Origin of the sequence: Streptomyces sp. NPDC047315 (assembly GCF_040643215.1) — a bacterium.
Taxonomy (GTDB): Bacteria; Actinomycetota; Actinomycetes; order Streptomycetales; family Streptomycetaceae; genus Streptomyces.
Map to the genome: position 1 here is coordinate 1 of NZ_JBEYTZ010000051.1, position 13,062 is coordinate 13,062.

The 13,062-nt window shown below is 73.1% G+C and carries 7 protein-coding genes, 1 tRNA gene and 1 pseudogene; 8 read left to right on the forward strand and 1 reads right to left on the reverse strand.

Features of this window, described 5'->3' with window-relative positions; translation table 11 throughout:
- Window positions 1-418: 418 nt before the first annotated feature.
- The 6 genes from ABZ842_RS35865 to ABZ842_RS35890 all read left to right on the forward strand — a co-directional run bounded on the left by ABZ842_RS35865 (window position 419) and on the right by ABZ842_RS35890 (window position 10,850).
- Entirely contained in the window at window positions 419-616 is a 198-nt protein-coding gene (locus ABZ842_RS35865; protein ID WP_361546954.1) for a hypothetical protein, read from the forward strand.
- 547 nt (window positions 617-1,163) lie between these two features.
- Complete coding sequence (topA, locus tag ABZ842_RS35870) at window positions 1,164-4,022, forward strand: type I DNA topoisomerase (RefSeq protein WP_361546957.1); 2,859 nt, start codon at window positions 1,164-1,166, stop codon at window positions 4,020-4,022.
- Window positions 4,023-4,239: 217 nt separating this feature from the next.
- Window positions 4,240-7,572, forward strand: coding sequence for a dTMP kinase (gene tmk, locus ABZ842_RS35875; protein ID WP_361546960.1), 3,333 nt, complete (start codon window positions 4,240-4,242; stop codon window positions 7,570-7,572).
- Window positions 7,573-7,713: 141 nt separating this feature from the next.
- Window positions 7,714-8,919, forward strand: a complete 1,206-nt coding sequence (locus tag ABZ842_RS35880; RefSeq protein WP_361546963.1) for a DNA polymerase III subunit delta' — start codon at window positions 7,714-7,716, stop codon at window positions 8,917-8,919.
- A gap of 160 nt (window positions 8,920-9,079) precedes the next feature.
- Window positions 9,080-10,639, forward strand: coding sequence for an alpha/beta hydrolase (locus ABZ842_RS35885; RefSeq protein ID WP_361546966.1), 1,560 nt, complete (start codon window positions 9,080-9,082; stop codon window positions 10,637-10,639).
- A 134-nt stretch (window positions 10,640-10,773) separates the two neighbouring features.
- Window positions 10,774-10,850: transfer RNA gene (locus ABZ842_RS35890), tRNA-Thr, on the forward strand.
- A 394-nt stretch (window positions 10,851-11,244) separates the two neighbouring features.
- On the opposite strand, the gene ABZ842_RS35895 is transcribed toward ABZ842_RS35890, so the two are convergent.
- Window positions 11,245-11,505 (reverse strand): hypothetical protein, encoded by a 261-nt coding sequence (locus ABZ842_RS35895; RefSeq protein ID WP_361546969.1) that lies wholly within the window; start codon window positions 11,503-11,505, stop codon window positions 11,245-11,247.
- Between the two features lie 19 nt (window positions 11,506-11,524).
- Between ABZ842_RS35895 and ABZ842_RS35900 the strand changes: the two are divergent.
- Both ABZ842_RS35900 and ABZ842_RS35905 read left to right on the forward strand, forming a co-directional pair.
- Window positions 11,525-12,263, forward strand: a pseudogene (locus tag ABZ842_RS35900) (AMP-binding protein); the annotation flags it as partial.
- Window positions 12,260-12,670: a GNAT family N-acetyltransferase gene (locus tag ABZ842_RS35905; RefSeq protein WP_361546972.1), complete on the forward strand. Its 411-nt coding sequence runs from the start codon at window positions 12,260-12,262 to the stop codon at window positions 12,668-12,670. The pseudogene ABZ842_RS35900 and the gene ABZ842_RS35905, both read left to right, overlap by 4 nt.
- Window positions 12,671-13,062: the final 392 nt, after the last annotated feature.

Genomic DNA, 13,062 nt, shown 5'->3' on the forward strand with positions numbered 1-13,062 from the left:
ACTACCTGACCGGCACGCTCTTCCACTCCGTCGCGCTGGTCACCTGCTCGCCCAACCGCACCGACCCCGCCCTCCCCTGCCCGCTGAAGGGGGACCCGTCACTTGCCTGCCGGCTGGGGCCAGGGAGTTTGGGGGCGCGGGGAACTGCGCGACAAGCCACCTACTGCTCGCAGAGGCCGACCTACGGATGTGGCTACGGCGGGGTTGCCGGGGCGCTGAGAACCCACCACGCCCTCCGGGGCGCGGGAACAACGCTTGCGCGGGGCGATCGCGGGTTGCCGGGGCGCGGGCGGGTCGGGTTCGGGGGCCGCGTGGGTGAAGTGGCGTGGCGTTCACTCGGAATTCGTGTGTCCGACGCTCCGAGGTGCCAGCCTCTGGGTCCTTGCCAGGAAGGACTCAAGAAGGGCGGGGTGCGCACATGGAGAGCGGGCCGGCGATCTTCGCGGGAGTGGCGTTCGGGCTGTTCGGAGCCGCGCTGCTGGTGTGGACGGGGGTGCGGGTCGCACACCGCGCACCCGTCGCGGCCGGGGTGAGCCCCACCGCGGCCGTCGCCCTGACGGCGCTGTCGGGCGCGGCTTCGCTCGCCCTCGGGCTGTGGTGCCTGAGCCGGGTGTGATCACGGGGCGGCCCGCACGAAGTCCGCGGCACCCGCCGCTCCGAGCCCGCCGGTCCGTTCCGCCCGCCCCGCGCCCCGCCCGCCCCGCCGCTACGCTTCGGCCGTCTTGCGAGCGCGTCGACCACGCCGCGATCGCCCCCGAGTACCCCTCCCCGCGGCCCCTGACCAGCCGCGTCCGCGCCCCCGCCGCCGCCCGACCGGCGCACCTTCCCCGTACGCCACACCGGCCCCCGCGCCGCACCCGAGCGGCCCCTTCCGGGCCCGTCGGCGACGCCGTCGCGGCAGCCGTCGGACCCCCGCGACCCGGGCTTCCCGCGCCACCGGCGTGTCGGTCCGGGCGGCAGGAACGGTCGGACTCGGGTTACCGTTCGAGTGGCCGTTGTGGGCTTTCGCCGTTTGACACGGGGGCGGGTTGTACCGTCACACTCCGCAGCGGCGGCAGCACCACGCAGCACGACACCGCACCACACCGCGCCACCCGGCCGCACGCGACCCCACCCGGGGCCGTCGAACCGAACACCGACCTCGACCGGAGAGAAGAGCGAAGTTGTCCCCGACCAGCGAGACCGCGCGAGGCGGTCGCCGACTCGTGATCGTCGAGTCGCCTGCCAAGGCGAAGACGATCAAGGGCTACCTCGGCCCCGGCTATGTCGTCGAGGCGAGCGTCGGGCACATCCGCGACCTCCCCAACGGCGCCGCCGAGGTGCCGGAGAAGTACACGGGCGAGGTCCGTCGCCTCGGCGTGGACGTCGAGCACGACTTCCAGCCCGTCTACGTCGTGAACGCCGACAAGAGGGCGCAGGTCAAGAAGCTCAAGGAGCAGCTGGCCCAGTCCGACGAGCTCTATCTCGCCACCGATGAGGACCGCGAGGGCGAGGCCATCGCCTGGCACCTCCTGGAAGTCCTCAAGCCCAAGGTTCCCGTTCACCGGATGGTCTTCCACGAGATCACCAAGGACGCGATCCGCGACGCCGTCGCCAACCCGCGCGAGCTGAACCAGCGGATGGTCGAGGCGCAGGAGACCCGCCGCATCCTCGACCGCCTGTACGGCTACGAGGTCTCGCCGGTCCTGTGGAAGAAGGTCATGCCGCGGCTGTCGGCCGGCCGCGTCCAGTCCGTCGCGACCCGGCTCGTCGTGGAGCGGGAGCGGGAGCGCATCGCGTTCCGCTCCGCCGAGTACTGGGACCTGACCGGCACCTTCTCCACCGGTCGGGCCGGTGACCCGTCCGACCCGTCCACCCTGACCGCCCGGCTCGCCGCGGTCGACGGACGGCGCGTCGCCCAGGGCCGTGACTTCGGCTCCGACGGGCAGCTCAAGTCCGGCTCCGGCCAGGTGCTCCACCTCGACGAGGCGAACGCGCGCGCGCTCGCCGCAGCGCTCGCCGACACCCGGTTCTCGGTCCGCTCCGTCGAGTCCAAGCCGTACCGCCGCTCCCCGTACGCGCCCTTCCGCACCACGACGATGCAGCAGGAAGCCTCCCGGAAGCTCGGCTTCGGGGCGAAGGCCACCATGCAGGTCGCCCAGAAGCTGTACGAGAACGGCTTCATCACCTACATGCGTACGGACTCCACCACGCTGTCCGAGACCGCGGTCACCGCGGCGCGGGCGCAGGTGACGCAGTTGTACGGGCGGGAGTACCTGCCCGAGAAGCCCCGCACCTACGCGGGCAAGGTGAAGAACGCGCAGGAGGCGCACGAGGCGATTCGCCCTTCGGGTGATCGTTTCCGCACCCCCGGCGAGACCGGGCTGACCGGCGACCAGCTCCGGCTGTACGAGCTGATCTGGAAGCGGACCGTCGCCTCCCAGATGAAGGACGCCGTCGGGAACTCCGTCACCGTCAAGATCGCGGGGACGGCTTCGGACGGCCGCGACGCCGAGTTCACCGCCTCCGGCAAGACGATCACCTTCCACGGCTTCATGAAGGCGTACGTGGAGGGCGCGGACGACCCGAACGCCGAGCTGGACGACCGCGAGCGCCGGCTGCCGCAGGTCGGCGAGGGCGACCGGCTGTCCGCCGAGGAGATCACGGTCGACGGCCACGCCACCAAGCCGCCCGCCCGCTACACCGAGGCGTCGCTGGTCAAGGAGCTGGAGGAGCGCGAGATCGGTCGCCCCTCCACGTACGCGTCGATCATCGGCACGATCCTCGACCGCGGTTACGTCTTCAAGAAGGGCACGGCCCTGGTGCCGTCGTTCCTGAGCTTCGCCGTGGTCAACCTGCTGGAGAAGCACTTCGGCCGGCTCGTCGACTACGACTTCACCGCGAAGATGGAGGACGACCTCGACTGCATCGCGCGCGGCGAGGCGCAGGCGGTGCCGTGGCTGAAGCGCTTCTACTTCGGCGTGGACACCGACGCCAGCGGCGGCTCGGCCGCGGACGCAGGCAACGGCGACGGCGACCACCTCGGCGGACTGAAGGCCCTGGTCACCGACCTGGGCGCGATCGACGCCCGGGAGATCTCCAGCTTCCCCGTCGGCAACGGCGTCGTGCTGCGCGTGGGCCGGTTCGGTCCGTACGTCGAGCGCGGTGAGAAGGACGCGGAGGGCCACCAGCGCGCCGACGTGCCCGAGGACCTCGCGCCCGACGAGCTGACCGTGGAGTACGCGGAGGAGCTGCTGGCCAAGCCGAGCGGGGACTTCGCGCTGGGCAAGGACCCGGCGTCGGGCCACGAGATCGTGGCGAAGGCGGGGCGCTACGGCCCGTACGTCACCGAGGTGCTGCCCGAGGGCACCCCGAAGACCGGGAAGAACGCGGTCAAGCCGCGGACCGCGTCCCTCTTCAAGACGATGTCGCTGGACACCGTCACGCTGGACGACGCGCTGCGGCTGATGTCGCTGCCGCGGGTGGTGGGCGCCGACGCCGAGGGCGTGGAGATCACCGCGCAGAACGGCCGCTACGGCCCGTACCTGAAGAAGGGCACGGACTCGCGCTCGCTGGAGAGCGAGGACCAGCTGTTCACGATCACGCTGGAGCAGGCGTTGGCGATCTACGCCCAGCCCAAACAGCGCGGTCGGGCCGCGGCCAAGCCGCCGCTGAAGGAGCTGGGGACCGACCCGGTCAGCGAGCGGCCGGTGGTCGTCAAGGACGGGCGGTTCGGCCCGTACGTCACCGACGGCGAGACGAACGCGACCCTGCGGACCGCCGACAGCGTCGAGACGATCACGCCGGAGCGCGGTTACGAGCTGCTGGCCGAGAAGCGCGCCAAGGGCCCCGCCAAGAAGACGGCGAAGAAGGCCGTGAAGAAGGCCCCGGCCAAGAAGGCGCCGGCCAAGAAGACGACGGCGAAGAAGGCGGCGCCGGCCAAGAAGGCCGCGGCGAAGAAGACGACTGCGGCGGCGAAGAAGGCCGCTCCCGCGAAGAAGACGGCGGCGAAGAAGACCGCGGCGCGAGCCACGGACGAGTAGCGCCAGTGTGATGCGAAGGGCGCCCCGGCGTGTGTCGGGGCGCCCTTCGCATGTCGCACGCCCCCCGTGCGCTTCGGGCGCTTCAGGCGGCCGGATCCGGACCGTGGGTGACCGGTTCCGTACGTGCCGTGTACGCCGTACGCGTCGCGACTCGCCGACCCGCGCACATGTTCGGACGGGCCTTCGGGGAGCACGGCGCTCCGGATAGGCTGGGCGGATGACGCGAGCCGAGCAGCCACCCGAGCAGAAGGCGGTCGTGGGCACCGTCTCAGAGACGGCCTCAGACTCCGGCACACCCGCACCTGAGCCTGCACCCGGATCCGGATCCGGATCGGGAGCCGCTGCCGCACCGGAACCCGCGGCCGTGGACGACCTCCTCGCGGCCGACAGTCGCGAGCGGGCCCTGCGGTCCCTGTTGCGGGTGCCGTCGCTGCGGCGGCTGTGGCACGCGCAGGTCGTCGGCGGCGTCGGCGACGCCCTCGCCGTCCTCGTGCTGGTGCTGCTGACCCTTCAGGCGGCCGTCAGCGAGGGCACCTTCGGCGACGGGTACCGGGGCGCGGCGCTCGCCGTGGCCGCCGTGCTCGGCGTCCGGGTCCTCGCGACGCTGCTGTTCGGCGCCGTACTGCTCGGCCCGCTGACGACGCTCACCGCCGACAAGGGCCCGCTCGACCGCCGTTGGACGATGATCGGCGCGGACGGGCTGCGGCTCGGGTTGCTGGTCGTCGCGCCGCTGTGGATCGACTGGACGCCGGCGAACGCGCCCCTCATCCTGCTGGGCACGGTCCTCGTCACCGGCGCGGCGGAACGCTTCTGGACCGTCGCGCGCGACGGCGCCGCGCCCGCGCTGCTGCCCGCGCCGCCGCCGGAGGGCGCCGCCGTGCGCCCGCTGCCGGACCACCTCGACGCGCTGCGCCGGCTGTGGCTGCGCACGTCCTTCGCCGTGATCCCGGCTGCGGCGCTCGTCCTGCTCGTGGCGTCGCTCCTCGGGGAGTTGCTGGGTCAGGGCGTGGAGTGGTTCGCCACCCATCAGGCCGCCCTCGCCTCGTACGTCGCGGCCGGACTCTTCGCCGCGTCCGTCTCGGTGCTGTACTTCGTCGCGCTGCCCGGTGGGCAGACGCCGCGCCCGCGCTCGCCGCTGGAGGGGCTGCGCCGGCCCCTGGCGGCCGGCACCGCCGACGGCGGCCGGGTCACGGACAAGGGCCGGACCGGTGCCGTACCGCTGCTCGTGCTGGGGTGCGGGGCGGTCGCCGCGGCGATCTCCGCCGCCGTCGCCGTCTCCGTGCTGCACGCCTTCGACCTCGGCGGCGGGCCCACGGCTTACGCCCTGCTCGTCTTGGCCCTGACCGGTGGCACCGGCCTCGGCATCCGGGGCGCGTCGGCCGTCCTGCCGGCCCTGTCGCGCCGGCGGCTGCTGGCCCTCGCGCTCGCCGTGACCGGCGTCGCACTGCTGGCGGCCGGGCTGGTCCCGGACACCGCGACCGTGCTGTTCATCGCCGCGCTGGCCGGCTTCGCGGCCGGCGTCGCCGCGCACACCGGGCACGCGCTGATCGACCAGGAGACGGAGGAGTCCCGGCGCGGCCGGATGACCGAACACCTCCAGGCGGTCGTGCGCGTGGCCGTGGCCGGCGGTGCCCTGGCGGCGCCGCTGCTCGCCGCGGTCATCGGCCCGCACCGGCTGGCCGGCGGCGACGTCGTCTTCGCGCACGGCGGCGCGGCCTTCACGCTGATGCTGGTCGGCGCGCTGCTGCTGCCGGTCGCCGCGGTCGTCCTGGCGAAGACCGACGACCGGTCCGGCGTACCGCTGCGGCGCGACCTCGGCGACGCGCTGCGGCGCGGTGCCGACCCGCAGCAGGCCCCCGCCGACACCGGCTTCTTCATCGCCCTGGAGGGCGGCGACGGCGCCGGGAAGTCCACCCAGGTCGAGGCGCTCGCCGAGTGGATCCGGGCCAAGGGCCACGAGGTCGTCGTCACGCGCGAGCCCGGGGCCACCCCGGTCGGCAAGCGGCTCCGCTCGATCCTGCTCGACGTCTCGTCCGCGGGGCTGTCGAACCGCGCCGAGGCGCTGCTGTACGCCGCCGACCGCGCCGAACACGTCGGCTCGGTGATCCGGCCGGCGCTGGAGCGCGGCGCCGTGGTGATCTCGGACCGCTACATCGACTCGTCCGTCGCCTACCAGGGCGCGGGCCGCGACCTGTCCCCGACGGAGATCGCCCGGATCTCGCGCTGGGCCACGGACGGACTCGTTCCGCATCTGACGGTGCTGTTGGACGTCTCGCCGGAGGTCGCGCGCGAGCGGTTCACGGAGGCGCCGGACCGGCTGGAGTCGGAGCCGGTGGAGTTCCACCAGCGGGTGCGCGCCGGCTTCCTCACGCTGGCCGCCGCGGACCCGGGGCGCTATCTGGTGGTGGACGCCGGGCTGGAGCCCGCGGACGTCACCACCGCCGTGCGCCACCGGCTCGACCGCATGCTGCCGCTCTCCGAGGCCGAGGTGAAGGCGCAGGAGGAGGCGCGCAGGGCGGCTGAGGAGGAGGCCCGGCGCAAGGCGGAGGAAGAGGCCGCGCGCAAGGCCGAGGAGGAGCGACTGGAGCGGGAGCGCCAGGAGCAGTTGGCCCGGCTGCGCGCCGAGGAAGAGGCGCGCCGGAAGGCGGAGGAGGAGGCCGCGCGGCAGCGCGAGGCCGAACGCCAGGCGGAGGAGGCGCGTCAGCGCGCCGAGGAGGCCAGGCGCCTCGCCGAGGAGGAGCGCCGCAAGCGGGAGGCCGAGGAGAAGGCCCGCCTTGAGGAGCAGGAGCGGCTGCGCAAGCTGGCGGAGGAGCAGAAGCGGCTGCGCGAGGAGGCCGAGGAGCGGCGGCTGGAGAAGCAGCGCAAGGCGGAAGAAGCGCTGCTGAAGGCCGAGGAGGCGCGGCGGGCCGCGGAGGAAGAGGCGCGTCGCAAGGCGCAGGAGGAGGCGCGCAGGGCGGCCGAGGAGGAGGCCCGGCGGAAGGCGGCGGCGGAAGCCGAGGCTGCCGAGGCGGCTGCTGCCGCCGCTGCCGCGGCAGAGGAGTCGGCGAACGAGATCACCGTGCCGACGCCGATCGTCCGGCCGGACGACGTGACGCAGGAGGTTCCGCGGGTCGCGTCGGAGGCGGCCGAGCGGGATGCGCGTGATGCGCGTGACGCGCGGGATAAGCGGGATGAGCGGGACGTCGAAGAGACGGCGGTGCTGCCGCCGGTGCGTGTCGTACGTGGTGAGCGCGATGTCGAGGAGACGGCCGTGCTGCCGGCCGTCGGTGACGAGGCGCCGGCGGACCGGGTGCCGCAGGGCTTCTTCCGCGACGAGCGTGACGAGCGGGACGAGCGGGACGAACGGGGTGGCGACGACGCCGTCGGCCCCAACGACCGTACGCGCGAACTTCCGCAGGTCGACCCCGATGCCGTGGGCCCCGACGCCTCCCGGCGCCGTTCCGACTGGGCGGAAGAGACCCCGCTCGACGACCTGCCCTCGCTCGCGGACGAACTCCTCGGCCCGCACGGCGGCGAGGACGGGGACGGCCGCCGCGGGCGCCGCCGCTGACGCAGGCGCGGGCACGGGTGCGCGCGCGTCGTTCGTACGCTCCGGGCCCGCGCTGTCACACCCAGCGTCCACAATGGAACCCGGTCGGTACGGGACGCAGGAAAAGACGCAGGAAACGTAGGAAGAGGCGGGTGACGGCGCATGGCCGTGTGGGACGACCTCGTCGGTCAGGAGCGGGTGCAGGACCAGCTCGCGGCAGCCGCGCGGGACGCCGACGCGCTCGTCACCGCCGACGCCGAGGGCACCCCGCGCCCCGAGGCGTCCAAGATGACGCACGCGTGGCTGTTCACCGGCCCGCCCGGCGCCGGCCGGGACACCGCGGCGCGCGCCTTCGCCGCCGCGCTCCAGTGCGTCAGCCCCGATCGCGCCCTGGGCGGCGCGCCCGGCTGCGGGTTCTGCGACGGCTGCCACACCGCCCTCGTGGGCACCCACGCGGACGTGCAGGTGGTCCGCACCGACCTGCTCTCCATCGGCGTCAAGGAGACCCGCGACCTGGTCCGTCGCGCCCAGCTCTCCCCGGCCATCGGCCGCTGGCAGGTGATCATCCTGGAGGACGCCGACCGCCTCACGGAAGGCGCCGGCAACGTCCTGCTGAAGGCCGTCGAAGAGCCCGCGCCGCGCACCGTGTGGCTGCTGTGCGCGCCCTCCCTGGAGGACGTGCTGCCGACGATCCGTTCGCGCTGCCGCCATCTGACGCTGCGCACGCCCCCGGTCGCCGCCGTCGCCGACGTCCTGGTCCGACGGGACGGCATCGAGCCCGATGCGGCGGCTGCCGCGGCCTGCGCCACCCAGGGCCACATCGACCGCGCCCGCCGGTTGGCCACCGACGAGCGGGCCCGGTCGCGCCGGTCCACCGTCTTGAAGCTGCCGCTGCGCGTGGACGACGTCGGCGGCTGCCTCAAGGCGGCCCAGGAGCTGATCGACGCCGCCGCGGACGACGCGAAGCAGGTCGCGGAGGAGCTGGACGTCCGGGAGGCGGAAGAGCTGAAGGCCGCGCTCGGCGCCGCGCAGGGCGGCCGGATGCCGCGGGGCACCGCCGGCGCGATGAAGGAGCTGGAGGACCGCCAAAAGCGCCGCCGTACGCGTACCCAGCGGGACAGCCTGGACCTGGCGCTCAGCGATCTGACCGGCTTCTACCGTGACGTGCTCGCCCTCCAGCTCGGCAGCGAGATCGCCCTCGCCAACACCGACGTGCGCGACTGCCTGGACCGGATCGCCCGCGCGTCCACGCCCGAGCGCACCCTGCGCCGGATAGAGGCGGTCGTGTCCTGCCGGGAGGCCCTGGAGGCGAACGTCGCTCCGCTGCTCGCGGTGGAGGCGATGACGATGGCGCTGCGCACCGGCTGAGCGCGCGCCGTCCCGCGGCCGTCCTCGTGCATCCGCGGCCGTCCTCGTGCGTCCGCGGCCGTCCTCGTGCGTCCGCGGCCGTCCTCTCCACGTCCTCCGTACGTCCTCGTACGGGTGAGGCGGAGGCACGGGCGGCGGCCTCCTCGCCTACGCTCCGGGGATGGACCCACGGCGTTTCCTCCGCAGCTCCGCCCTCGCCCTGGCAGCGACGGGCGCCCTGCTCTCCGGCTGCACGGCCGGGGACTCCTCGCCCTCCGACGCCACGTCGGGCGGCTCGGGCTCGGGCACCGGCGGCGCCCGCACCGCGCCGTCCGCGGAGCTGAAGCCGTACTACGCGCAGAAGCTGTCGTGGCGCGACTGCGGCGCGGAGGGCTTCCAGTGCGCCACGCTGAAGGCCCCGCTGGACTACGCGAAGCCCTCCGGCGACTCCGTGAAGCTGGCCGTGGCCCGCAAGAAGGCCACCGGCCCCGGCGCCCGCATCGGCTCGCTCCACGTGAACCCGGGCGGCCCGGGCGGCTCGGCGGTCGAATACCTCCAGGCGTACGCGGGCGTCGGCTACCCCGCTCCCGTACGCGCCCGCTACGACCTGGTCGCGATGGACCCGCGCGGCGTGGCCCGCAGCGAGCCGATCGAGTGCCTCGACGGCAAGGGCATGGACAAGCACACCCAGACCGACCAGACCCCGGACACCCAGCTGGAGGCGGCCAAGCTGATCGACTCCCTGAAGGGGTTCGCCGAGGGGTGCAAGGAGCGCTCCGGCCGGGTCCTGCCGCACGTCTCCACCGCGAACGCGGCCCGCGACATGGACGTGCTGCGCGCGGTCCTCGGCGACGCGAAGCTGTCGTACGTCGGCGCCTCCTACGGCACCTTCCTCGGCGCGACGTACGCCGAACTCTTCCCCGCCCGCACCGGCCGGCTGGTGCTCGACGGCGCAATGGACCCCTCCCTGTCGGCCCGCGAGCTGAACCGCGACCAGACGGCGGGCTTCGAGACCGCGTTCCAGTCGTTCGCGAACGACTGCGTCAAGCGCAAGGACTGCCCGCTGGGCACCACCTCGGTGGTGGACGCCTCCGACCGCCTCACCGAGTTCTTCGCCGACGTGGACGCCGAGCCCGTCCCCACCGGCACCGCCCGCGCGCTCGGCGAGTCGCTGGCCACCACGGGCGTGCTCACCGCGATGTACGACGAGGCGGCCTGGCCCCAGCTCCGCGCCGCCCTCACCAGCGCGATGGGCGGCGACGGCGCCGCGCTGCTCGGCCTCGCCGACACCTACTACGAGCGCGACCCGGACGGCGGCTACGCCAACCTGATGTTCGCCAACGCGGCAGTGAACTGCCTCGACGCCCCGCCCGCCTTCACCGACGCCGGGCAGGTGGAGGCCGCGGTCCCGGACTTCCAGCGGGCGTCCCCCGTCTTCGGCCGGAACTTCGCCTGGTCGGCCCTGAACTGCTCGTACTGGCCCAGCCCCGCCACCGGCACCCCCCACCGCATCGAGGCCAAGGGCGCCGCCCCCCTCCTCGTCGTCGGCACCACCCGCGACCCGGCGACCCCTTACAAGTGGTCGCAGTCGCTGGCGTCCCAGCTCTCCTCCGGAACCCTGCTGACGTACGACGGCGACGGCCACACGGCGTACGGCCGCGGCAGCGACTGCATCGACACCGCGATCAACACCTACCTCCTGGAGGGCACCGTCCCCCCGGACGGCAAACGCTGCCGCTGAGCCCCGGGCGACGGGGCCGCTGAGGTGCAGGGCAGCCCCACGGAGGTGGTCGGGGGCACCCGGAAGAACCCTGTAGACTTAGCGCCGCTGCTGATGCGAACGTATCCCCGTTGGGGATCTTCGATCCGTAGCGCGCCGCCTTAGCTCAGTTGGCCAGAGCAACGCACTCGTAATGCGTAGGTCTCGGGTTCGAATCCCGAAGGCGGCTCCAGAAGGGCCCTGGTCAGATATTTGCTGACCAGGGCTATTTCTTGCACCCGGGTCCGTCGGGGGGCGGGACTCGACGATCTTCGCGAGCAGGCAGCCGGCGGGAGCCAGGTGGGCCGACGGGGCGCGTCGCGCGGCACGATGGTGGCCGTCGCTTCGGCGGCGACTCGCGCGGCCTTGGGCATGACCGGCGGATGGATGTCCTGGGTGATCAGGCTGTCGCTGTGCCTGAGGGTCTCGCGCAAGGTCTTAACGTCGACGCCGACGGCGGGCAGCTTGACGACGCGTGATGTGAGACGGCTCCAGGCAGGGTGGAACCTAGCTCAGAGCCATCTCGTCATCTGTCCCCAGGCGGGCGCATCAGCATGACTGGTTGCGGAGGTGGCGGTGGTCCGGTGTCAGTCAGCGGCCCACTCAAACGGAGGGTCGTTCCTCGCGTCGTAGACCCTGATCACCTCGTCGACGAGCTCTTCGAAAGTCACCACTTCGTCGTGCCGCGGGCGCCTCGCAAACGGTGGCTTGGGTCGGTCGACGCCGTAGAAGTCGACCTTTCCCCGGTCGTCTCCAGAGTGCCCGTAGAGGGCGATGTAGAACTTCGCGAAGCGATCTGACGGAGCGTCAATTTGTGTCCTGCCCGCCCGGTTCCGGAAGAAGAGCACGGCGGCACCGAAGGGTGACGGGCTGCGCTTCCTCCAGGGCTACGGCCTGACGGAGGCGTCCCCCGGCGTGTGCCTGCTGGACGCGGAGAACGCCCTGACCATGCGGGCAGCGCCGGTCCGCCGCACTTCTTCAACGACATCCGGATCGTGGACCGGGCCGGGGACGACGCCGTACGCGGTGAGCACGGCGAGTTGGTCGTGGCAGGTCCCACCGTCACCGCCGGCTACTGGGGTCGGCTTGAGGAGCCCGAGCCCGATGCGGATGCCGCCTTCGTCGACGGCTGGCTCCGCTCGGGCGACGTGGCGACCGAGGACGAGGACGGGTACGTCACCGTCGTCGACCGCGCGAAGGACATGTTCATCTCGGGCGGCGAGAACGTTTATCCCTCCGAGGTCGAGAGGGCACTGCTGGAGCACCCGGCCGTCGCCGACTGCGCCGTGGTCGGCGCGCCCGACGAGGAGTGGGGCGAGGTGGGGTGCGCCGTGGTCGTCCGGGCGCCGGGGGCACGGGCGCCGAGGGCATGGGCGAGGAGGACATGGGCGAGGAGATCCTTGCGTTCCTCGACGGGCAGCTGGCCCGATACAAGATCCCCCGAGCCGTCGTCTTCGCCGACGCACTGCCGCGCACCAGCACCGGCAAGGTGGCCAAGCCCCGCCTTCGCGAGCCCTATCGGAACGTGAGCGGGCACGCTGACAGGCAGCGGCGGCGGAAATGCCGTTGTCGTCGGGGAGGGACGTCCCCCACGCTGACGGGATGAGCGTAGAGATCACCTGCACGTGGCGCGCCGCCATCACCGACGAGGAGATGGTCGATCTCGTCCGGTCCCACGGCGGGCGCGCCGAGGCCGGCTGGTGGGACAGGATCCGGGAGCACAGCCTCGGCTGGGTGGGGGCCCGGGGCGAGGACGGGTTGCTCGTGGGGTTCGTGAACGTGGCGTGGGACGGGGGAGACCACGCCTTCCTGATCGACACGAAGACCCGGGGAACGCATCAGCGCCGCGGCATCGGAACGGCCGTCGTCCGGGTGGCGGCGGAGCGGGCGAAGGCCGCGGGGTGCGAGTGGCTGCACGTCGACTTCGACCCCGAGCTGGCCGACTTCTACTTCGGATCCTGCGGCTTCCGGTCGACGGACGCGGGCCTGATCCACTTGCGCCCGGCGCAATGACCTGAGGCCCTTGGTCGTGTCCGCGAGGTCCCGCGCGCGTTCCTGGGCCTGGACGTAGCCGCCGTTTCCCCGCGGGAGCGTTGGTCTCTGCGGCCCGGTGGTGGGCTGTTCGCGTAGCTCCGCCCCCTCGGCCCCAGAGGGCCTGGGGAGACCCTCAGCGCCCAAACCCCCTGCCCTCAGCCCGCAGACAAGTGACGGGGGCAGCGAAACAGGGTCGCGGGGGCGGCTGATCGGGTGGGGTGGGTGGGTCGCCTGAATGGGCCCGGGGGTGCTGGGCCGCTGGGGTGAAGAACCCGATTTCGGGGCCTGTGTTCCCGGAAACGGCTCTGATCAGGCCGATCCAATACGCGGAGCATTCGCATTCACCCACCTGGTCCGGCGGCGGAAAGGTT

Excerpts from the sequence above, each read along its gene's own strand:
- ABZ842_RS35865 (WP_361546954.1), top strand. The coding sequence starts at position 419 with ATGGAGAGCGGGCCGGCGATCTTCGCGGGAGTGGCGTTCGGGCTGTTC.
- tmk (WP_361546960.1), top strand. The coding sequence starts at position 4,240 with ATGACGCGAGCCGAGCAGCCACCCGAGCAGAAGGCGGTCGTGGGCACC.
- ABZ842_RS35880 (WP_361546963.1), top strand. The coding sequence starts at position 7,714 with ATGGCCGTGTGGGACGACCTCGTCGGTCAGGAGCGGGTGCAGGACCAG.
- ABZ842_RS35885 (WP_361546966.1), top strand. The coding sequence starts at position 9,080 with ATGGACCCACGGCGTTTCCTCCGCAGCTCCGCCCTCGCCCTGGCAGCG.
- ABZ842_RS35905 (WP_361546972.1), top strand. The coding sequence starts at position 12,260 with ATGAGCGTAGAGATCACCTGCACGTGGCGCGCCGCCATCACCGACGAG.